The sequence below is a fragment of the Streptomyces sp. 1114.5 genome (genome assembly GCF_003635085.1).
Lineage (GTDB): Bacteria > Actinomycetota > Actinomycetes > Streptomycetales > Streptomycetaceae > Kitasatospora.
Window position 1 is genome coordinate 4,308,815 of record NZ_RBXE01000001.1, and the last position, 19,768, is coordinate 4,328,582.

General features: G+C 73.0%; 18 protein-coding genes. 3 read left to right on the plus strand and 15 right to left on the minus strand.

Annotated features, from left to right (window positions below):
- Nucleotides 1-29: 29 nt before the first annotated feature.
- The 4 genes from BX285_RS19190 to BX285_RS19205 form a co-directional block, all read right to left on the minus strand.
- Nucleotides 30-227, minus strand: a complete 198-nt coding sequence (locus BX285_RS19190; RefSeq protein WP_097239104.1) for a ferredoxin — start codon at nt 225-227, stop codon at nt 30-32.
- A gap of 11 nt (nt 228-238) precedes the next feature.
- Complete coding sequence (locus BX285_RS19195; RefSeq protein ID WP_097239105.1) at nt 239-1,522, minus strand: cytochrome P450; 1,284 nt, start codon at nt 1,520-1,522, stop codon at nt 239-241.
- A 24-nt stretch (nt 1,523-1,546) separates the two neighbouring features.
- A complete protein-coding gene (locus BX285_RS19200; RefSeq protein ID WP_179852959.1) occupies nt 1,547-2,737 on the minus strand; it encodes an acyltransferase in 1,191 nt (396 codons plus the stop codon).
- Between the two features lie 268 nt (nt 2,738-3,005).
- Nucleotides 3,006-3,650, minus strand: a complete 645-nt coding sequence (locus BX285_RS19205; protein WP_097239107.1) for a dihydrofolate reductase family protein — start codon at nt 3,648-3,650, stop codon at nt 3,006-3,008.
- 329 nt (nt 3,651-3,979) lie between these two features.
- Between BX285_RS19205 and BX285_RS19210 the strand changes: the two genes are divergently transcribed.
- Both BX285_RS19210 and BX285_RS19215 read left to right on the plus strand, forming a co-directional pair.
- A complete protein-coding gene (locus BX285_RS19210; protein ID WP_097239108.1) occupies nt 3,980-4,342 on the plus strand; it encodes a YciI family protein in 363 nt (120 codons plus the stop codon).
- 4 nt (nt 4,343-4,346) lie between these two features.
- Nucleotides 4,347-5,597, plus strand: coding sequence for an RNA polymerase sigma factor (locus BX285_RS19215; RefSeq protein WP_097239109.1), 1,251 nt, complete (start codon nt 4,347-4,349; stop codon nt 5,595-5,597).
- A 7-nt stretch (nt 5,598-5,604) separates the two neighbouring features.
- Here BX285_RS19215 and BX285_RS19220 read toward each other — a convergent pair whose 3' ends face one another.
- The 11 genes from BX285_RS19220 to BX285_RS19275 all read right to left on the minus strand — a co-directional run bounded on the left by BX285_RS19220 (nt 5,605) and on the right by BX285_RS19275 (nt 18,212).
- Nucleotides 5,605-6,984, minus strand: coding sequence for an alkaline phosphatase family protein (locus BX285_RS19220; protein WP_373560575.1), 1,380 nt, complete (start codon nt 6,982-6,984; stop codon nt 5,605-5,607).
- Between the two features lie 5 nt (nt 6,985-6,989).
- Entirely contained in the window at nt 6,990-8,144 is a 1,155-nt protein-coding gene (eboE, locus tag BX285_RS19225) for a metabolite traffic protein EboE (RefSeq protein ID WP_121177668.1), read from the minus strand.
- Nucleotides 8,145-8,200: 56 nt separating this feature from the next.
- Complete coding sequence (locus tag BX285_RS19230) at nt 8,201-9,064, minus strand: TatD family hydrolase (RefSeq protein WP_121175914.1); 864 nt, start codon at nt 9,062-9,064, stop codon at nt 8,201-8,203.
- Complete coding sequence (locus BX285_RS19235; protein WP_121175917.1) at nt 9,061-9,858, minus strand: EboA domain-containing protein; 798 nt, start codon at nt 9,856-9,858, stop codon at nt 9,061-9,063. Before BX285_RS19235 ends, BX285_RS19230 begins: the two co-directional genes overlap by 4 nt.
- Complete coding sequence (locus BX285_RS19240; protein ID WP_121175919.1) at nt 9,858-10,754, minus strand: sugar phosphate isomerase/epimerase; 897 nt, start codon at nt 10,752-10,754, stop codon at nt 9,858-9,860. The genes BX285_RS19235 and BX285_RS19240 overlap by 1 nt, the downstream gene beginning before the upstream one ends.
- Nucleotides 10,751-11,704, minus strand: a complete 954-nt coding sequence (locus tag BX285_RS19245; protein ID WP_097239114.1) for an SCO3242 family prenyltransferase — start codon at nt 11,702-11,704, stop codon at nt 10,751-10,753. Before BX285_RS19245 ends, BX285_RS19240 begins: the two co-directional genes overlap by 4 nt.
- Nucleotides 11,701-12,873: an inositol-3-phosphate synthase gene (locus BX285_RS19250; protein ID WP_097239115.1), complete on the minus strand. Its 1,173-nt coding sequence runs from the start codon at nt 12,871-12,873 to the stop codon at nt 11,701-11,703. The genes BX285_RS19245 and BX285_RS19250 overlap by 4 nt, the downstream gene beginning before the upstream one ends.
- Before the next feature lie 38 nt (nt 12,874-12,911).
- Nucleotides 12,912-14,174: a sorbosone dehydrogenase family protein gene (locus BX285_RS19255; protein WP_218893126.1), complete on the minus strand. Its 1,263-nt coding sequence runs from the start codon at nt 14,172-14,174 to the stop codon at nt 12,912-12,914.
- 709 nt (nt 14,175-14,883) lie between these two features.
- On the minus strand, nt 14,884-16,476 hold the full coding sequence (locus BX285_RS19265) for a PQQ-binding-like beta-propeller repeat protein (RefSeq protein ID WP_121175924.1): 1,593 nt from the start codon (nt 16,474-16,476) through the stop codon (nt 14,884-14,886).
- Between the two features lie 48 nt (nt 16,477-16,524).
- Nucleotides 16,525-17,691 carry an epoxide hydrolase family protein gene (locus tag BX285_RS19270; RefSeq protein ID WP_097239117.1) on the minus strand — a complete coding sequence of 389 codons (1,167 nt, stop codon included), beginning with the start codon at nt 17,689-17,691 and terminating at the stop codon, nt 16,525-16,527.
- A 110-nt stretch (nt 17,692-17,801) separates the two neighbouring features.
- Entirely contained in the window at nt 17,802-18,212 is a 411-nt protein-coding gene (locus tag BX285_RS19275; RefSeq protein WP_097240421.1) for an SgcJ/EcaC family oxidoreductase, read from the minus strand.
- Between the two features lie 287 nt (nt 18,213-18,499).
- Here BX285_RS19275 and BX285_RS19280 point away from each other — a divergent pair, with 287 nt between their 5' ends.
- Nucleotides 18,500-19,678 carry an acyl-CoA dehydrogenase family protein gene (locus BX285_RS19280; protein ID WP_121175926.1) on the plus strand — a complete coding sequence of 393 codons (1,179 nt, stop codon included), beginning with the start codon at nt 18,500-18,502 and terminating at the stop codon, nt 19,676-19,678.
- Nucleotides 19,679-19,768 lie beyond the last annotated feature (90 nt).

Consider the following 19,768-nt stretch of genomic DNA (forward strand, 5'->3'; position numbering starts at 1 on the left):
TTCGGGTCCCGCGCCGGCTTCCGTTGTCGCTACCCCTCGATCAGGGACAGGGTGCGCGTCGGGCAGTCGTCGACCGCCGCCCGCGCGCCCTCCACCTGGTCGCCGGTGACCTGCTCGACCAGTACCACGACCGTCCCGTCGTGGTCGTTCTGGTCGAAGAGCGCGGGCGCGGCGAGGAAGCACCGGCCCGCGCCGATGCAGCGGTCGGCATCGGTACGGATCTGCATGGGTTCCCCCTTCACCAGGTGACCGGCAGCGTGTGCAGGCCGTAGTTGACGTGGTACTCCTTGAAGCTCAGCGCGTCGGCCGGCTCGGCCAGGCGCAGTTCGGGGACGCGGGTGAACAACGTCCCGAGGAGGACCTCCAGTTCGGTCTTCGCCAGGTGCTGGCCGAGGCACTGGTGGGCGCCGAAGCCGAAGGCCAGGCTGCGGTCGACGCGGCCGATGTCGAAGGCGTCCGGGTCCGGGAACCGCTTCGGGTCCCGGTTGGCCGCCACCGTCAGGCCGAGCACGCCCTCGCCGGCGGCTATCGTGACCCCGCCGATCTCGACGTCCTCCAGCGCCACCCGGGAGTTGGCGATCTCCGCGATGGTGAAGAAGCGCAGCAGTTCGTCGACGGCCGCCGGCCAGCGCGACGGGTCGGCGGCCAGCGCGCTGCGCAGCTCCGGGCGTTCGAGGAGCAGCATGGCGCTCAGGCCGACGACGTTGGCGATGGTCTCGTGGCCCGCCATGAGCAGCATGAACGCCATGCCCACCAGGTCGCGGTGGTCGGGGACGCCCGGCTCGCCGCGCCGCGCGGCGAGCCGGCCGAGCAGGTCGTCGGTCGGCACCTGCTCCTTGCGAGTGACCAACTCGTCCATGTAGCCCATGAGTTCACCGGTGGCCTGGCCGCCGGCCTCGGGGGTGGTGGCGTTCATCAGGATGAAGGAGGTCCGCAGGAAGAACTCGCGGTCGGCGAACGGGACGCCGAGCAGTTCGCAGATCACCAGCAGCGGCACCGGGTTGGCGAAGGCGTCGATGAGGTCGGCGGGGCGGGGCCCGGCCAGGAGCCTGTCGACGTGCTCGTCGGTGATCTCCTGGATCCGGGGCCGCAGCCGGTTGATGCTGCGGGGGGTGAAGTCCCCGGCCACCGCGCGGCGGGCCAGGGTGTGGTCGGGCGGGTCCATCCCGACCAGCGAGGTGGAGAACTCCGGCGGGGGGACCTGGTGGTCCATCATCAGCGGGTAGCCCGGGCGGCGCAGGTCGGAGCTGAAGCGGTTGTCGCCCAGCATCGCCTTGACGTCCTCGAAGCGGGCCGTGGCCCAGGCGAGTTTGCCGCTGGGCAGCCGGACCCGGCTGGGGGTCGGCCGCTCCAGGAGCTCGCGGTAGTCCTCGGGGAGCGTGTACGGGCAGGTCCGGCGGATCGGGTAGGACAGCGGCTCGGGGTGCTCGGTCGTCGTGGTCGTGCCGGTCGTGGCGGTCGTCGTGGCGGTCGTCGTGGTCTCGGTCGGCGTGGTCGTCGCGGACTGGGGGGACGAGTCCATGGCGGTCTCCGGTGGTGGGGGCGGTCAGGTCTGCGGCTGGGGTTCCGGTTTCGGGCGGTTGGCGGCCGGCCGGGGTGCCGGGCGGCTCCAGCGGCGCATGGCCGGGAGCTCGACGGTGTGGTGCAGCACCCAGGCGAGCGCGACGATCAGGACGTAGAGGCCGATGATGAACAGGACGGCGACGGGCGTGGAGAACGCGGTCGGGGTGTACGAGTGCGCGTAGCCCACCAGTTCGCCCTTGAAGGCCGCGTGCACCGCGAACATCACGGTGATGTGGATGATGTAGAAGGCGAAGGACAGCTCCCCGAGCCAGACCATGGGCCGGGTGCTGAGGATCGTGCGCTTGCCGGAGAGGTCCCGGGCGGCCAGCGAGCCGATCAGCAGCGCGGCCGGGACGGGGTAGAACGCCGCGATCCCGAACGGGATGGGCAGGTGGTAGAGCAGCAGGAAGGCGGCGAGGTTGAGCAGCACGGCCGGCAGGATCCGGATCTTCGGCCAGCGGCCGGAGGCGACGATCCGGGCGAGGAACATGCCGATCACGAAGTCGATGCAGCGGACCGGCGGGAAGAAGTACAGCGCCCACAGCTGGGGCCAGGAGCCCAGGGGGTAGAAGTGGCTCGGCGGGAAGCCCGAGAGCAGCGGGTAGCTGATCGCCGGGAGCAGGATGGCGGTCGCGCCGAGACCGATGATCCAGGACCACAGGGCCCGGGTGTCCAGGCGCCGGACGTAGCGCACCAGCAGCGGGAACATCGCGTAGCAGAGCATCTCCACCGCGAGCGTCCAGGTCGCGCCGTTGAACTGGTACATGATCAGGTCCTGGGAGGGCAACCAGTTCTGCACCAGGAAGAGGTTGGCGATCGCCGGCCCCCACCTGATCGTCTCGCCCGCAGCGGCGAACTGGGTCAGGGCGATGGCGCCGATCAGGACGTGGGAGGGCCCGATGCGCATCACCCGGCGCCGCCAGAAGCCGGTGGCCGTCTGGCCGGGCTTGGCGGACCAGGTGAGCACGAAGCCGCTGAGGACGAAGAAGAAGGAGACGGCGAGGAAGCCGATCCGTCCGTCTCCGGTCAGGGTGCTGAAGACGGAGAGCGCGTCCGGGTCCTTGAACGCGCCGAGGACGAGCGCGTGACTGGCGAAGACGAAGACGACGGCGATGGCGCGAAGTCCCTCCAGTGACGGCAGTGTTGCCGTACGGGTGGGTGCTGGTGAGCTCATGTGCAACCTCTCTCTCCCGGGGCGGGGAACGGGCGGTGGTACCTTCCGATCTTTTGCTGGGTGGCACGCGGCGCGGCGCCACTCGCCCGTAGGTCGGACCCGGACGGAGGGATTCGACATCGTCGTTTCTTCCAACGTGCTGCCCGCCGGAGGTTTGAACGGGGGCGAGAAAGGAGAACGGCTGTGGCCGGGGCGGAAGGCCCCGGCCACAGCCGTCGGTCGTCGGTTTTCGGTTTCCTACGGGTCGCGGGTCGCTGGTCGCTGCTGCTCAGCGGCGCCAGAACAGCAGGTGGGTGACGCCGCTCGGGCTGGGCACCGTGTCGAGGTGGAAGCGGTCGAGCAGTTCGGTGTGGCTGCGCCAGAGCCGTTCGCCCCGGCCGATGTCGACGGGGGCGACGGCGATGTGCAGGGTGTCGATGAGGTCGGCGTCCAGGAACTCGCGGATGGTGGTGACCCCGCCGCTGATGCGGATGGTGCGGTCCCCGGCGACCTGCTTGGCCTGGTCCAGGGCCTCGGCGGGCTTGGCGTCGATGAAGTGGAAGGTGGTGTCGGCCAGCGTGAAGGAGGGGCGCTCGTAGTGAGTGAGCACGAAGACCGGCGCGTGGAACGGCGGGTTGGCGCCCCACCAGCCCTTCCAGTCGTGGTTCTCCCAGGGCCCGCGCTGGGGGCCGAACTTGTTGCGTCCCATGATCACCGCGCCGGGCGGGCGGGCGTGGTCGCGGGTCAGGTAGTCGTCCAGGCCGCGGGTGCCGCCGGGGTCGGTGCGGTTCACCCAGCTCGCGGTGGCACCGGCCCAGGAGAAGAGGGGGGAGGGGTCCGCATGGCCGAAGGGCCGTTCCAGCGACTGCCCCTCACCGGCGCCGAACCCGTCCCGTGACACGTTGAAGCACTGCACCGACACCAGCTGCGTCATGCCTTCCACACCTCTCCTCGGGGGTGGGCGCGTCCGGCCGTCCGTACCGTGGTCATCCGTGCGGTGGTCATCCGTACGGACGGGCGCCCGCCCTCCCAACGACGGTCCTCGTGCCGGGGCACGGCGGCGTCGGCCGTACGGGTGAGCGGGCGCTCCCGGCCGGTAGCACGTGGCCGGCCGGTGGGCGGCCGGTGCGCGGAAACCGGGACCGGGCGGCTTGATCTCGGCTTGGATGTCGAGGGCGGGCCGCCCGCGGCGACGTCTCAGGTAGAGAACAGTCTCAGGTGGAGAGCACCTGTCGGCCGCGCAAGGGATCAAGGAATGATGAGATGAAGTACATGCTGCTGATCCACATGGACCCGGTAGTCTGGGACGGCCTGTCCGAGAGAGAGCGCAACGCGGTCTTCTCCGGACACGCCACGTTCCAGCAGAACATCCTCGACTCCGGTGAGATGGTGATGACCCAGGCCCTCGCCGACCCGTCCGGCAGCGCCACGGTCAGGCTCCGCGGCGGACGGCCCGCTGTCACCGACGGCCCGTACCTGGACGCCAAGGAATTCATCGCCGGCTACTACCTGGTCGACTGCGTCTCCAAGGAACGCGCCGTCGAACTGGCCGGCCAGATCCCCGACGCCCGGTACACCGGCATCGAGGTCCGCCAGGTCGTCTTCGAAGCCGATACGGAGAGTTGAGCAGATGAACCCTGACGCCCGGGTCGAGGACCTGCTCCGATCGCTGGCACCGCAGGTCCTCGGCGCGGTCGTCCGGCGCTACGGGCACTTCGACGCCTGTGAGGACGCCGTCCAGGACGCCCTGCTGGCGGCCGCCGTCCAGTGGCCCGACCAGGGCGTCCCCGGCAACCCCAGGGCGTGGCTGATCACCGTGGCCGCCCGGAGGGTGATCGACGCGCTGCGCAGCGAGCAGGCCCGCCAGCGCCGGGAGGCCACCGCCGCCGCGCTCACCCCGACCGACGAGACGGTGACGCCGGGCCCGGGCGAGGAGCCCAAGGCGGCCGAGCAGGACGACATGCTCACCCTGCTCTTCCTCTGCTGCCACCCCTCGCTCACCCCCGGCTCGCAGGTCGCGCTCACCCTGCGGGCCGTCGGGGGCCTCACCACCGCGCAGATCGCGCACGCCTTCCTGGTGCCCGAGTCGACCATGGCCCAGCGGATCAGCCGGGCCAAGCAGCGGATCAAGAGCACCGGGCTGCCGTTCCGGATGCCGCCCGAGAGCGAGCGCACCGAACGGCTGGCGGTCGTGCTCCAGGTGCTCTACCTGATCTTCAACGAGGGCTACACCACCACCAGCGGCCCCGACCTGCAGCAGCCCGAACTCGCCTACGAGGCGATCCGGCTCAACCGTGAACTGCACCGGCTGCTGCCCGACGAGGGCGAGGTCGCCGGCCTGCTGGCGCTGATGCTGCTGACCGACGCCCGCCGCCCGGCCCGTACCCGGCCCGACGGCAGCCTCGTCCCGCTCGCCGAGCAGGACCGCTCCCGCTGGGACCAGGCCGCGCTCAAGGAGGGCCTGGCGCTGATCGCCGAGACCCTCCCGAAGGCGGTGGCCGGGCCGTACCAGGTGCAGGCGGCCATCGCGGCCGTGCACGGCGAGGCCGCGCACGCGGACGACACCGACTGGCCGCAGATCATGGCGCTGTACGAGGTGCTGGAGCGGATGTCCCCCGGCCCGATGGTGACGCTCAACTACGCGGTCGCCGCCGCGATGGTGCAGGGCCCGCAGTTCGGGCTCGACCTGCTGGCGACCCTGGAGGCCGACGGCCGGCTCACGGGCCACCACCGGCTGGCCGCGGTCCGTGCCCACCTGCTGGAGATGAGCGGGGACCTGGAGGCGGCCCGGAAGAGCTTCCGGGAGGCGGCCAAGCGCACCGGGAGCATTCCCGAGCGCCGCTACCTGGAGAGCCGGGCCGACGGGCTGGGGAAGAGCTGACGGATCGTCAGTTCGCCAAACCCTGGAGTTTCAGGAGGAGTCGGGAGACATCGGTGGCGTTGATCGCGCCGGTCGCATCCAGGACGGACTGCCAGGCCGGGTCGGAGCAGATCAGCACGGGGCCGTCGGCGGGGGAGTCCGGCAGGCGGCCGTGCGAACCTCGGACCCAGGACGGGTCCAGCGGGACGACGTCCATGGCGTAGCGCAGGCCGAGCTTCTTGCGGGCCAGGCCGAGCACGGCCCTGGCCCTGGCCATCGGGTCCGCCGGGTCGAAGAACAGCTCGGCCGGGTCGTAACCGGGCTTGCGGTGGATCTCGACGGACCGGGCGAAGTCGGGGGCGCGCGCGTCGTCCAGCCAGTAGTAGTAGGTGAACCAGGAGTCGGGGGCGGCCACCGCCACCAGTTCGCCGGCCCGGGGATGGTCGAGCCCGTGGCGGGCCTGGTCGGCGCGGTCCAGCACCTCGGCCACGCCCGGCAGCCGGAGCAACTGGTCGCGCACCTTGGGCAGATCGGACTCGTCGGGGACGTAGACGTGCGCGATCTGGTGGTCGGCGACGGCGAAGGCCCGCGAGGTCCACGGGTCCAGGTACTCCATGCCGGCCTGGGTGTACACCTCCAGCAGGCCCTCCCGGCGCAGCTCGCGGTTGATGTCCACCGGGCGGCTCACCGGGGTGATGCCGTACTCGCTGAGCGCGACCACCGTGGCGCCGGCCCGTTCGGCCTGCTCCAGCAGCGGTGCCAGTTCGAAGTCCACCGCGCGGGCCGCGAGCATGGCCTGCGAGGAGTCGGGGCCGTAGCGCTGCAGGTCGTAGTCCAGGTGCGGGACGTAGACCAGCAGCAGATCGGGCCGTTCGGTGCGCAGGATCCGGCGGGCCGCCGAGACGATCCAGTGGCTGGAGGCGATCCCGGCGGTCGGGCCCCAGTACTGGAAGAGCGGGAACGGCCCGAGCGCGTCGGTGAGTTCGTCGCGCAGCGCCGGCGGCCGGGTGTAGCAGTCGGGGGACTTGCGGCCGTCGGCGTGGTAGACCGGGCGCGGGGTGACCAGCAGGTCGGTGGAGGCGCCCATGGCGTACCACCAGCAGACGTTGGCGACCCGGTAGCCGGGGTGCAGGGCGCGGGCGCGCTCCCACACGCTGGGGGCCCGGACCAGCCGGTTGTGCTGGCGCCAGAGGTGGATCTCGCCCAACTCCCGGAAGTACCAGCCGTTTCCGACGATGCCGTGCTCGGCCGGGAGCCGGCCGGTGAGCAGGGTGGACTGCACGCTGCAGGTGACGGCCGGCAGCACCGTGCGCAGCGGGGCGGACCCGCCCTGCTCGGCCAGCCGGGCCAGGTTCGGCATGTACGGCAGCAGGCGCGGGGTCAGGCCGACCACGTCCAGCAGCACCACGGGCTTCACCGGACCACCCCCTCGCCGATCAACTCGCGTTCCGCCCAAACCAGTTCGGCGGCGATGCCGGCGGGGACACCGGCCGGCGCGCCGGCCGCGGCGCCGGGCGGGGTGCCGACGCTCTCCCCGGGCAGTACCGGCCAGGTGTAGGTCTCGACCTCGATCACCGTGCGCTCACCGACCGCTGCCACCGCCCGGCGGAGAACGTCGGTGGTGGCGCGCAGCGGCGCGGGCGGGCGGGCGTGCAGCGGCACGTGGAAGTGCACCCGCCAGGGCCCCCGGCCGGGCAGCCGGTCCAGGGCCTCCGGCAGGTCGTCGGCGGTGAGCACCCGCCCGGACCCGTCCAGCTCCCGCACCTGGTGGAGGTAGCGGGGTTCGGCGTACCGGGCGAGCAGCCGGCGCGCCTGCGGGTCGCCCGGGTCGTCCAGGTGCAGGGCGGCCGAGGCCTGGATCCGGACCACCCGCAGGCCGGCCCGCTCGACCTCGGCCACCGTCCGCTCCGGGTCGGCGAAGGAGACCGCCAGATGGCAGGTGTCCAGGCAGAGGCCGACGAATTCGAGGTCCGCGCGGGGGGCGAGCCAGCGCACGGCGTCCGAGACGCTGTCCAGGACGCAGCCCGGCTCCGGTTCGACGGCCAGCCGGATCGGCCGGCCCGCCCGGCCCGAGACCGTGCGCAGCACCGCCGCGGTCCGCCGCAGCGCCTCCTCGGCGGCCCGGTCCGCGGCGGCGGACCAGGGCCGGCGCCAGCCGAGCGGCAGGGTGGAGATGCTGCCGCCGTCGGCGTCGTCGGGCAGCAGCCCGGCCAGGACGGTCGCGCAGTCGGCGGTGTAGCGGGCGCGGTCGGGCTCGGTCCAGTCCGGCCGGTACACCGCGTGCTTGACCACCCGCTGGTGGAAGCCCCCGTACGGGAAGGCGTTCAGGGCGAGCACCGCCAGCTCCCGGGCGTCCAGTTCGGTGCGCAGCCGCCGGAGCAGGGCCGGGTCGGCGGCCAGTTCGGCGGCGGCGTCGGCGGCCAGCCACAGGCCCAGTCCGAGCCGGTCGAACCCGGTCCGCTCGCGCACCGGCACGGCGCAGGTGTCGAGTTGGCGCAGGATGCCGGGCAGGTCCTCGGCCGGGTGGACGTTGGTCGAGTAGCAGAGCCGGTTCGCGGTTCGGCTCACGGCTCGGCTTGCGGTCTGGCTCGCCGGGCGGTGGGCGGTCCGGTGCGCGGCCGGGTTCACGAGCCGCCCCGCAGCACCGAGTTGCCCTCGAAGGAGGCCGCGCCGGTGTCGGCGGCCCGCAGCTGCTCGTCGAGGATCAGCCGGCCGCTGCGGCTGTAGAACTCGACCGGGTTGCGCCACAGGACGGCGTCCACGTCCGCCTCGGAGAAGCCGGCCGCGAGCATCGCCCGGCCGACCAGGTGCGGCTTGAGCGGGTCCGAATTCCCCCAGTCGGCCGCCGAGTTGACCAGGATCCGGGAGGTGCCGTACTCCTTCAGGACGGCGACCATCCGCTGCTCGTCCATCTTGGTCTCCGGGTAGATCGAGAAGCCCATCCAGCAGCCGGAGTCGGCGACCATCGCCACGGTGACCTCGTTGAGGTGGTCCAGCACGACGGCGCCCGGGTCGATGCCGGACTCGCGGACCACGTCCAGGGAGCGGCGGGTGCCGGCCTGCTTGTCCCGGTGCGGCGTGTGCACCAGGGCCGGCAGGTCGTGGTCGACGGCCAGCGCCAACTGGTGCGCGAAGACCTCGTCCTCGGCCCTGGTCATCGAGTCGTAGCCGATCTCGCCGACCGCGACCACGCCGTCCTTGCCGAGGTAGCGCGGCAGCACGTCCAGCACCTCGACGCAGCGCGGGTCGTTGGCCTCCTTGGGGTTCAGGGCGATCGTGCAGTTGTGGCTGATCCCGAACCGGGAGGCCCGGAAGCGCTCCCAGCCGAGCAGGGTGTCGAAGTAGTCGGTGAAGGAACCGGGGTTGGTGCGGGGCTGGCCGAGCCAGAAGGCCGGTTCGACGACGGCCCGGACGCCGGCCTCGTGCATGTTCCGGTAGTCGTCGGTGGTGCGGGCGGTCATGTGGATGTGGGGGTCGAAGATCCTCATGACCGGCAGTCCTCCGTGCGGCAGTCCTCCGTGCGGCAGTCCTCCGTGTGGCAGTCCGTCGGCCGGGAGTGCTCCGCTGCGCAGTCCTGCGGTGCGTGGTCATCCGGGAGCGGGGGGACCAGGGAGAGCAGTACGGTCATGCCGAGCAGCGCCCGCAGGTCGGGGCCGATCTCGCGGTCGGCGGCGCGGCGCTCCGCGGCCAGGTCGTGGGCCATCCGCAGCAGCTCGGAGTCGGTCCGGGCGACCAGGTCCGCCACCGCCCCCAGCGTCACCCCGGTGAACAGGCACTTCAGCACGCCGTGGCGCCACTGGTGCTGACCCAGGTGCCGGGCCGCGAACGGGCCCATCGCCGCCGCGACCAGCCGCGGATCGTTGGTGCGCAGGCCGTCGGCGACCAGCTCCAGGCCGAGCCGGCGCGCGCTGTCCGGCAGCACCGGCAGGGCGCGCAGCACCCCGCGCCGCTCGGCGTCGTCGCCGTGCCGGTACAGCTTCTCGACCTCGGCCGCCAGGACGGCGCCGGGCAGGGAGTCGGCCAGCGCCGTGAGCAGCCGCTCGCGGGCCCGGTCGTCGACCGTGCCGTGCACCAGCCCCTGCGGGTCGGCCTCCGGTCGCACCGGCTCGCGGCCGACCATCCGGCCGGCCAGCGGGAACTCCTGGTGGATCGTGCCCGGCCACTCGCGGACCCGGCGCTCGGCCTCGGCCAGCCAGTCGGGCGGCGGCTCCGGCAGCGTCTCCGGCCGGCTCCCGCCGTAGACGCTGGTTTCGAGCCAGGGGTGTTCCTGTTTGTACGCCATCACGGGAGGTCTCCGATCGTGGACGACGCCGGCGCGCCCGTGTGCACCGGCGGAACGGAAACGGTCTTCATGGCCCGGCGGATCGCCGCCAGGGCCGTGCGTGCGGTGTGCGGTGCGGCGTGACTGTGCCGGGGCAGCTCGACCGCCGCGACACCGGCGTAGCCGATGCCGTCGAGGGCGGCCAGGGTGGCGGCCAGGTCGAGCTGTCCCTGCCCGAACTCCAGGTGTTCGTGGACGCCCGGGAGCATGTCGTCCAGCTGGACGTTGACCAGCAGCCCGCCCGCGTGCCGGATGCAACCCGCGGCGTCCACCGGCTCCACGGCGACGCAGTGCCCCACGTCGAGGGTGATGCCCAGGCAGTCGGGCCCACCGAGCTCGCGACGCAGGTCGAGCGCCTGGTCGAGGTGCTGGACGACCATGCCGGGCTCGGGTTCCAGGCCGAGCCGCACGGAGCGGCGCTGCGCCTCGGCCAGCACCGGGTCGAGGTGGCGGACCAGCCGCGCACGATTCGTCGGGCCGTCCACCCCGGGCTCGCGCACCCCGGACCAGAAGGACAGGCAGTCGGCCCCGAGCGCTTCGGTGATCCGCAGGGCGCGGAGCAGGAAGTCGATCCTCGGCCCGGCCTCCCCGGACACCAGTGTGGGGTGGTGCTTGCGGTACGGGTCGAGCAGGTAGCGCGCGCCGGTCTCGACGACGCAGCGCAGACCCGAGGCGGAGAGCAGCGCCGCGACCCGGTCGGTCTCCCGGGCCAGGTCCGGGCCGAAGGGGTCGAGGTGGTGGTGGTCGAGGGTGAGGGCGACCGACGTGTAGCCCAGGTCTGCGATGACCCGGATCGCGTCGGGCAGCCGGTGGTTGGAGAACCCGTTGGTGCCGTACCCGATGGCGAGGGCGCTCATGTCGGGCTCCGGCGGGCCGACAGCCGCCGGGCGAGCGGCAGGGCGGTGAGCACCAGCGCCGCGGCCGGCAGCGAGCCCAGCCGGGCGGCCAGTCCGGCCTGCAGCGGCAGCATGCCGTGGATGCCGGCCACGGTGGCGCGCCGGACGGCTGCCGCGGCTCGGGCGGTCCGGGCCGATCCGGGCTCGGCGTCGGACCCGGGCTCGGCGTCGGCCTTGGGCTCGGCGTCGGCCTTGGCCTTCGCCAATTGCTGCTGCCCGGAGGCGAGTTGGGCGCTTCCGGTGGCGGCCGCGTACCCGAGGGTGCAGAGCGCCCCGGCCGTCCGGTGCCGTACCGAGGCGGCCCGGCCGGTGCCGGCCAGCAGTGCGGTGGAGACGGTGGCGGCCAGGGCGATCCGGCGGTCGGTGGCGCGGCCGCCGTCCACCTCGCCGCGGGAGAGCGCGGTCACCCCGAGGGTGTGGGTGGCCAGCGCCAGGGCCGGGGCCCCGGCCGCCCGCCAGTGTGCGGCTCCGGCGCCGAGCAGGACGTCCAGGCCGCGGCAGGCCGCCATGCCCAGCGGCGCGGCCGGGGTCGGCTTCAGCACGGTGTCGTAGGCCCAGACCGCCGCGGTGAGCGGGACGGCGATCCGCAGCGCGTCGGCGCCGCCCGCGAGGCCGGCCAGGGCCAGTCCGGTGAGGCCGAGCCCGGCGGCCGTCGCGAGCGCGGTCTCGGGTTCGATCCGGCCGGAGGGGATGGGGCGTTCGGGGCGCTCCCGCGCGTCGACCGCCCGGTCCGCCCAGTCGTTCAGCGCCATCCCGGACCAGTAGAGGGCGACCGAGGCGAGCGGCAGGGCCAGCCGCCGGCCGCGCAGCGGACGGCCCGCCGCGACCGCGCCCGCCACGGTGTCCCCGAGGACGGTGAGCGCGGCGGGTGCCCGGACGAGGTCCAGCCAGGTGCGTGCGGTGACGCTCATCGGGCCACCGCGATCCGCCGCGCCCAGGACGCCAACTCCTGCTCCTGCTGGGCGAGTCGGTGCTCCTCGCTGCCGAGCGGGTCCTTGAAGAAGAAGGCCAGCGCGCCGAGCGGCCCGCGCTGTCCGGCCGCGTGGGCCCCGGCCACCAGGCGGGCGAGGTCGAGGACCAGCGGCGCGGCCAGCGTCGAGTCGTAGCCGTCCCAGCTCAGTTGGAGGCTCATCGCGGTGCCCAGGAAGCCCTCGAAGGAGACGTGGTCCCAGGCGACCTTGCGCTCGCCGAGGTCCGGCACGTGGTCGATGTGCAGCGGCGCGGTGACCTGCTCGCCGAGCAGCGCGGCCAGCCCGCGCGACTTCGCCGCCAACTTGCCCTGGGCGCGGCCCTCCTGGCCGAGGTTGGCGCCGTCCCCGCCGCCGAGCAGATTGGTCCCCGCCCAGGACCGCACCCGCAGCCCGCGGGCGATGAACATCGGTGCCAGCGCGCTGCGCAGCAGGGTCTCGCCGGTCTTGCCGTCGCAGCCCGCGTACGGCAGGCCGCGCCGGTCCGCGAGTTCGGTGACCGCCGGGATGCGCAGGCCGGGCGACGGGGTGAAGTCGACGTACGGGCAGTCGGCCGAGAACGCGGCGTACGCGGCGAGGGCGGACGGGCCGAGCACCCGCCGTCCGGCCTGGGCGAGGGCCGGTTCGAGGGCGGCGAGGTCGGCGAGTTCGGGGGCCGGCGGGAGCGGGGGCTCGGTGGAGGACACGTTGACCACCACGACCCGCTCCAGGCCGTGCGAGCGCCGGAACTCCGCGATGTCGGCGGCGAGTCGGGCCGCGGCCTCGGCCTGGGTGGGCGGCTGGTCGGCCGGGTCGGCCGGGTCGTAGCCGCGGCGGATCTCCCGGTCGGCGGCGTCGAGTTCCTCGGCGACCGCCGACGGGAGCCAGCCGGGCAGCACACCGGCGGCGGCGAGCTCCTCCGCCCGCTTGCCCAGCGGCGTGGGGACGAGGTCATGACCGCCGGTGACCAGCTCGGACCAGCCGGGGAAGACGGCCGGGTCGAGGCCGAGCCGTTCGCTGACGCTGCCGGTCGCGGGAACGAGCCCGGCCCGCAGCGCGGCGAGGCCGCAGACGGCCGTGGTTGCCACCGATCCCCTGCCGCCGATCAGCCAGAGTCCGCTTCTGCCTGCCATGGTGCAACTCCCTTGTCGTCGAACGGAGATGACACGCTTCAGGCCTGGTCCCAGCCGGTCCAGCGCCAGAGCCGGCCGGTGCCCTTGCGGGCCTCGACGCCGTGGTCGGTCATCTCGAACTCGCCGAAGTCCAGGATCAGCAGCGCGTCGTCGCCCGGGGCGAAGCCGACGTCGATCGGCCGGTGCAGCGGCGGGCCGGCGGGCAGGCCCCGGGTGGACCAGTCGGCCGGGTCGACCAGCAGCAGGTCGCGGCCGAGCTGCGGACCGCCCGGCGGCAGGGTCATCGGCGCCTCGTCCCCGAACAGCGTGACCACCAGCTGCCCGGCCAGCGGCGACCGCGGCGGGGCCACGGCGAACTTGGTGGCCGCGACGTGGGACTCGAAGTCGAGCACCGGCCGTTCGGGGGCGGGGAGTTCGTCGTGGTTGGCGAGCAGGAAGGTCGGCTGCGGGCCGCGGGTGGGCTTGAATGCCGGGTCCGTCACCGGGATGCCGCCGACGAAGTCCGGCCAGCCGTACCAGGCACCCTCGCGGACCTCGAACAGCAGGTCCGGGGCGTTGCCGATCGGCCGGCTGCCGCGGTCGTCGGCGCCCTGGTCGACGGCCAGCAGCCGGCCGTCCGGCAGGAAGCCCAGGCCGAAGGCGTTGCGCATGCCCCAGGCGACCAGCTCCAGGTTGCCGCCGTCGAGGTCGCAGCGGAGCACGGCCGCGCTGCACGGCAGTCCGGCGGGTATCCGCTGCCCGGGGGTGGTCGGGGTGCCGAACGGGACGAACGCCCCGGTGGTGGTCTTCGCGCCGGGCCGCCCGGCCAGCGGGTCGTCGGTGGTGACGTTGACGCCGGTGAGCACCACGTCGAGGCCGGGGACGTCGTAGGAGTGCGGAAGCCGTCCCAGCCAGCCGAGTTCGTAGGCGTCCAGGCCGATGATCCCCAGGTTGGACATCGCCCCCTGGGCGAAGTACAGCTTCCCGTCCTGCCCGGCCACGGCCATGTCGATGTGGTAGTTGCCGGGCCCCGGCATGCCGTCGACGATGACCGTCCGCCCGCCGTCCGGGCCGATCCGGGTGATCCGGCCGGCACCGCCCTCGGAGACGTACAGGTGGCCCTGGTGCCAGAGCAGCCCGGTCACCGGGGCGGCCAGGCCGTCGGCGAGCAGCGTGCGCGCGGAGGTGTCGGTTCCCGGTTCCAGACGCCAGATCCGGCCGCCCGGGGCGGCGCCTCCGAAGGGGAGTCCGGACTCGGCCAGGTAGACCCGGCCCTGGTCGTCGAAGGCCAGGCTGGTCGGGAAGTCCAGTCCATCGGCCATTACGGTCGGTGATTGCACCACGGCTCCTCCACGGTCGTGCCCACAGAAGATCAGCCGCCTACGTGCGGTCGGCGACGGGTCGATGTGTAGCAGCGTCCGGAAAGCATGGTCAAGAACCGTCCGAGGCCGCGGGACAGGCCGGACGATCACCGGTTTGACCCGGGAAAGCACAGGTCGGACCGTGTACGGAGGCCATTCGGAGGCTGCCGGATCGGGCCTGTCGGGGCCGCTGTGCACCGCACGACGAGAGAAGGCCCGGGGGCTTGCGCCAGCGGTGACGGGCCTCGGGCGGACACCGTCCGCGGGCGCTCCGGGGGCCGGGCTGCGGGCGTCCGGTCACTCTCGGTGGTCCCTGTTGGGCTCCTTTGCCGGGGGGCGGCGGAGGACGGCGGTCGCCGGGGAGGGCGTCCACTCCTTCCCCGACGACCGCGCGGTGTCGAGGCACGGGGTCCTCGACCGCCGGGGTCCGAGCCCGGCACTTGGTAGACGGAGCCGGGCGGCGCGTCTCGACATCGGGCGGGAGAATTTTTCGGAGATCTTCCGACGGGCCGTCGTGCGCGAGGGCTTCGGGCGGGCGGGGCGTCCCCGGGACGCACGCACGACGGCCACCGGCGCGGCGTGGGACGCCGGGCCGGTGGCCGTCTGACAGCGATCAGTGCAGCGATCAGAACAGAGATCAGTGCGGGGATCCGGAGGGATCAGGAGAGGGTCAGAGCGAGTAGGCGATCAGCTCGAACTGCGAGGAGCCCGAGAGCCCGGGGGCGCCCGCACCGACGAACAGCGTGTTCCCGCTGATGGCGGGGAAGGAGATGATGCCGGCCGGCGTCTTGTCGCACCAGAGCGTCTTGCCGGTGGCGGTGTCGAAGGCGAAGACCTGGCCGTCGAAGGTGGAGGTGAAGACCACGTCGTTGGCCACCGTGGCGGCCCCGAGCGCCATCTGCGGCAGGTCCCGCTTCCAGAGCACCTTGCCGGTGGACACGTCCGCCGCCGTGAGGCCGCCGCGGCCGACGCTGTAGTCGGGCAGTTGGAGCCCGCCGGTGGCGGTGAGTGTGCTCGGGGTGTCGACCCACGGCACGAACAGCCGGCCGCGGGAGAGCGCCATCGGGGTCTCGACGCCGCCGAGGATGCCCGGCATGACGACGGTCGGGGTGTCCGGCAGCGGGCCCTCGTCGTTCATGTGGGTGCCGACCGACAGTGTCCACAGCGGGGTGCCGTTGTCGGCCCGGTAGGCGAAGACCTTGCCCATCTTGCCCGCGGCGAGCACGACTTCGGTGCGCACGCCGTTGACCTGGGTGGTGGTGACGATCGGCGGGTCCTGGAGGTCGTAGTCCCGGATGTCGTGCGGCGCGGTCGCCTGGTACCAGAGCAGCTTGCCGGTCCTGCTGTCGATGGCCAGCAGGCAGTTGGTGTAGAGGTTGGGGCCCGGCCGGCTGGCGCCGTTGGGGTACTCGGGAGTCCCGGGGAGCGGGGCGGGGTTGGCGATGGTGACGAAGAGCCGCCCGTGCGAGTCGAGGGCCGGGGCGTACCAGGTGCCGCCGCCGCTGTTGATCTCCGGATGGCCCCAGAGGTCGCCGTCCTTGATGGTGTTGAAGTTCCAGCGCTCCTTGCCGGTGGCGGCGTCCAGCGCGTAGATGGTGCCCATGGCGCCCGGCACGTACTTGCCGAAGGTGTTCGGGACGGTGCTGACCACCACGGTGTCCTCGTACACGTGGGGCGCGACGTCGATGCCGCCCTGGCCGGCCGGGATCAGTTCCCGCGTCCAGACCGTCCGGCCGGTCGCCGGATCGAGGGCGAAGACGCCGGTGAACGTCGTCCCGAAGAGCAGGCCGTGGGAGTACGCGACGCCGTTCGGCCCGACCGAGGGGCTGTCGAAGACGCGCTTCCAGCGGACCTTCCCGGTCTCCTTGTCCACCGCGGTGACGTCCGAGTCCAGATTGATCAGGTAGACGGTGTCGCCGACCACGATCGGATTGGAGGCCATGACGCCGGCGAAGGTCGGCTTGCCCTCCAGTGGCAGCCGCCACTTGACCTTGAGGTCCTTGACGGTCCGGGAGTCGATCGCCGTCCGGGTCACGTTGCGGGTGTTGGTCAGATCGCCGTTGGAAAGGGGCCAGTCCCGTGCGTGGGCCCCGCGGCCGTGGCTCTCCGCGACGGCCGCCGGATCGGGCGCGGCCTCCGGCCCTGGGGCGGCCATGCCGGGTCCGATCGCCAGCACGAGGGCTGCCAGCGCGGTGAATCCGGCCCAGCCGGGGGTGCGGCGCCCGCGGCGCCCGACGCCGCGGGTCCTGAGGATGATGGACAAGTCGACTCCCTTTCTGATCGGTACCGTTGGAGTGGTTTCGGGAAAGCCTCAGGGGAGTTGGCGCACCTGGCGGGCGAAGGCGCGGACGTCGCCGACGAACAGCTCGGGTTCCTCCAGCGCCGCGAAGTGCCCGCCGCGGTCGAACTCGGACCAGTGGGTGAGGGTCGGCAGGATCTGCTCGGCCCACTGGCGGATCGGCCGGACGGCGTCCTCGGGGAACACGGCCACCCCGACCGGCGCGGCCAGCGGCCAGGGGCCGGCCCAGGTGCGGATGAAGTCCACGTCGAGCCGGTTGGACTCGTAGTAGAGCTGGGCGCTGGAACCGGCGGAGGCCGTGAACCAGTAGATCGCGGCGTTGGTCAGCAGGCGGTCGCGGCTCACCGCGTCCTCCGGCACCGACTCGGCGGCCGTCCACTCCTTGAACTTCTCGACGATCCAGGCGAGTTGCCCCACCGGAGAGTCGGTCAGACCGTAGCTGAGGGTCTGCGGCCGGGTGGACTGGATCTTCCGCCAGCCGGCCCCGTCCTGCTCGAAGTGCGCGGCGAACTGCAGCCGGGCCAGGTCCGAGCCGGCCAGCTTCGCCAGTTCCGCCGGATCCTGCGGCGGGAAGGTGGCGAGCATGTTGAGGTGCACGCCCGCGACGTGCTCCGGATCGGCCAGGGCGAGCTGGAGCGAGACCGGCATGCCCCAGTCGCCGCCCTGGACCAGGTAGCGCTCGTAGCCGAGCCGGTGCATCAGCTCGGCCCAGGCCCGGCCGACCCGGGCGGTGTCCCAGCCGGTCTCCTGCGGCCGGCCGGAGAAGCCGTACCCGGGCAGGGCGGGGACGACCACGTGGAAGGCGTCGGCGGCGTCGCCGCCGTGTGCCCGCGGGTCGGTCAACGGCCCGATGACGTCCAGGAATTCGGCCACCGAGCCGGGCCAGCCGTGGGTGATGACCAACGGCACGGCGCCCGGCTCCGGCGAGCGGACGTGCAGGAAGTGGACGTCCACGCCGTCGATCTCGGTCAGGAACTGCGGGAACGAGTTCAGGTGCTCCTCGGCCTTGCGCCAGTCGAAGCCGGTGCGCCAGTACTCGGCCAGCTCCTTCAGGTAGCCGAGCGGCACCCCGCGCTCCCAGCCCACGCCCGGCAGTTCACCGGGCCAGCGGGTCGCCGCGAGCCGGCGGTTCAGATCGTCGAGGGCTTCCTGCGGGATGTCGATACGGAAGGGACGCATACCGGGTCCTCTCGGTGGGCCGACGGGTCGGCGGGACGGGCGGGGGCGGGAGGTGCGGACGGCGTGCCGGGGGCTGCTGCTTGCGGCGCTTCAGCCGGCGATCGGGTCGTTCAGCCGGCGATCGGGGTGTTCTGGTACGAGGCGATCCGCCAGTCGTCGCCCTGCTTGGCCAGCACCCAGGTCGCGCGGATCGCCCGCTCGGCCGTCACCTCGGTGTCCCCGGGGGCCAGCACGCCGCCCTGGGTGACCAGCACGGCCACGCCGTCGGCCAGCGCACGGATCGACGTCGGCTGCCCGGTGACCCGGGTGCCCTTGAACGGGCCCGCGAAGGCCTGCGTCATGAAGGCGCGGATCGCCTGGCGGCTCGTCAGGTAGATGTCCCCGGGCAGGATCAGGGTCGCGTCCTCGGTGAACGCCTCGGCGAAGCCGTCGGCGTCGTGCTGCGCCCAGGCCGCGACGATCTGCTCGGGGACGGCGCGCAGGGCGGCTTCGGTGGTCTTGGACGAGGGAGTGGCGGACATGGTGTTCTCCTTCTCCGGTGGTCCCGCGGCCGCGATCGCGCAGGCCGGGGTGGCGGCCAGCCTCACACCTGGTCGGGAGGTGCGACAACTCCTTGATTGCGCTGGTCGGTTGACGCGAATACCGGTAGTGGGGCCGCCCGGCGCGCCGCAATCAGGGAGATGCGAGCACCCCGCCCGGGTGTCAGCCTCGACAGGGCCGATCAACGACCAACGGTCAACGACCAACGACCGCGGCCCGGACGGTCAGCCGTCCGCTGCGGGCCGCGCCACCTCGGAGGAGCCCCCGGATGACAGCCAAGGAATCCCCGTCGAGGGAAGAACTCGTCAGCCGCGCAGCAGAGTTGGTGCCGCTGCTGCAGAAGAACGCGGTGTGGCACGAGGAGAACCGCCGACTGTCCGACGACACCCTGGCCGCCCTGGCCGACTCCGGGCTGCTGCAGCTGCGGGTACCGGTCCGCTACGGCGGCTACGAGTCGGACATGCGCACCGTCGTGGACGTGATCGCCGAGCTGGCCCGCGGCGACGGCTCCACGGCCTGGGTCATGTCGGTCTACGCGATCAGCTCCTGGATGGCCGGCCTCTTCCCGGACGAGGTGCAGGACGAGATCTTCACCGCCCCCGGGGTCCGCGTCAGCGGCATCCTCAGCCCGACCGCGGTCGCCGTCCCGGCCGAGGGCGGCGTGCTGCTCAACGGCAAGTGGTCCTTCAACTCCGGTGCCCTGCACAGCAGCTGGAACACCAACGCGGCCGTGCTGATGACCCCGGAGGGGCCGCAGCCGATCATGGTGGCGGTGCCGCTCGCGGAGCTGGAGATCGTCGACGACTGGCACACCGTCGGCCTGCGCGGCTCCGGCAGCGTGACCACCATCGCCACCGACCTGTTCGTCCCCGAGGCGCGGGTGCTGCCGATGGTCCCGGTCCTCCAGGGCCGGCACCGCTCCGCCGCGAACGCCGAATCCCCCATCTACCGGGCGCCGTTCATGCCCACCGCCTGTGCCACTGTGGCCGCGCCCGCCCTCGGGCTGGGCCGCGCCGCCCGGGAGGCGTTCTTCGAGCGGCTCCCCGGCCGGAAGATCAGCTACACCGACTACACCGAGCAGTCCGAGGCCCCGGTGACCCACCTCCAGGTGGCCGACGCCATCACCAGGATCGACGAGGCCGAGTTCCACGCCCACCGCGCCGCCGCCCTGATCGACACCAAGGGCCCCACCGGCGAGGAGTGGACGCTGGAGGAGCGGGCCAGGATCAGGCTCGACCTCGGCGGGGTCTGCGCGCGCACCAAGGAGGCGGTGGACATCCTCAACACCGCCAGCGGCGGCTCCTCGATCTACTCCGCCGTCCCGATCCAGCGCATCGAGCGGGACGTCCAGGCCCTCAACCTGCACGCCATCCTCCACCCGAACACCAACCTCGAACTCTACGGCCGGATCGCCTGCGGCCTCGGGCCCAACACCCTGTACCTGTAGGGCGATACCCCTGCCGGGCAGGGCCGCACCCGCGGCGGCCCTGCCCGTGCTCCTGCCTGCCCGCACGCCCGTCCGTACCCCTGCGCGCAC

Bases quoted from the DNA above. Each gene is read 5' to 3' on its own strand.
- BX285_RS19230 (WP_121175914.1), bottom strand. From the start codon at position 9,064: ATGAGGATCTTCGACCCCCACATCCACATGACCGCCCGCACCACCGAC.
- BX285_RS19240 (WP_121175919.1), bottom strand. From the start codon at position 10,754: ATGAGCGCCCTCGCCATCGGGTACGGCACCAACGGGTTCTCCAACCAC.
- BX285_RS19195 (WP_097239105.1), bottom strand. From the start codon at position 1,522: ATGGACTCGTCCCCCCAGTCCGCGACGACCACGCCGACCGAGACCACG.
- BX285_RS19270 (WP_097239117.1), bottom strand. From the start codon at position 17,691: ATGCGTCCCTTCCGTATCGACATCCCGCAGGAAGCCCTCGACGATCTG.
- BX285_RS19250 (WP_097239115.1), bottom strand. From the start codon at position 12,873: ATGGCAGGCAGAAGCGGACTCTGGCTGATCGGCGGCAGGGGATCGGTG.
- BX285_RS19205 (WP_097239107.1), bottom strand. From the start codon at position 3,650: ATGACGCAGCTGGTGTCGGTGCAGTGCTTCAACGTGTCACGGGACGGG.
- BX285_RS19245 (WP_097239114.1), bottom strand. From the start codon at position 11,704: ATGAGCGTCACCGCACGCACCTGGCTGGACCTCGTCCGGGCACCCGCC.
- BX285_RS19255 (WP_218893126.1), bottom strand. From the start codon at position 14,174: ATGGCCGATGGACTGGACTTCCCGACCAGCCTGGCCTTCGACGACCAG.
- BX285_RS19190 (WP_097239104.1), bottom strand. From the start codon at position 227: ATGCAGATCCGTACCGATGCCGACCGCTGCATCGGCGCGGGCCGGTGC.
- BX285_RS19215 (WP_097239109.1), top strand. From the start codon at position 4,347: ATGAACCCTGACGCCCGGGTCGAGGACCTGCTCCGATCGCTGGCACCG.
- BX285_RS19210 (WP_097239108.1), top strand. From the start codon at position 3,980: ATGAAGTACATGCTGCTGATCCACATGGACCCGGTAGTCTGGGACGGC.
- BX285_RS19280 (WP_121175926.1), top strand. From the start codon at position 18,500: ATGACAGCCAAGGAATCCCCGTCGAGGGAAGAACTCGTCAGCCGCGCA.
- BX285_RS19275 (WP_097240421.1), bottom strand. From the start codon at position 18,212: ATGTCCGCCACTCCCTCGTCCAAGACCACCGAAGCCGCCCTGCGCGCC.
- BX285_RS19235 (WP_121175917.1), bottom strand. From the start codon at position 9,858: ATGGCGTACAAACAGGAACACCCCTGGCTCGAAACCAGCGTCTACGGC.
- BX285_RS19200 (WP_179852959.1), bottom strand. From the start codon at position 2,737: ATGAGCTCACCAGCACCCACCCGTACGGCAACACTGCCGTCACTGGAG.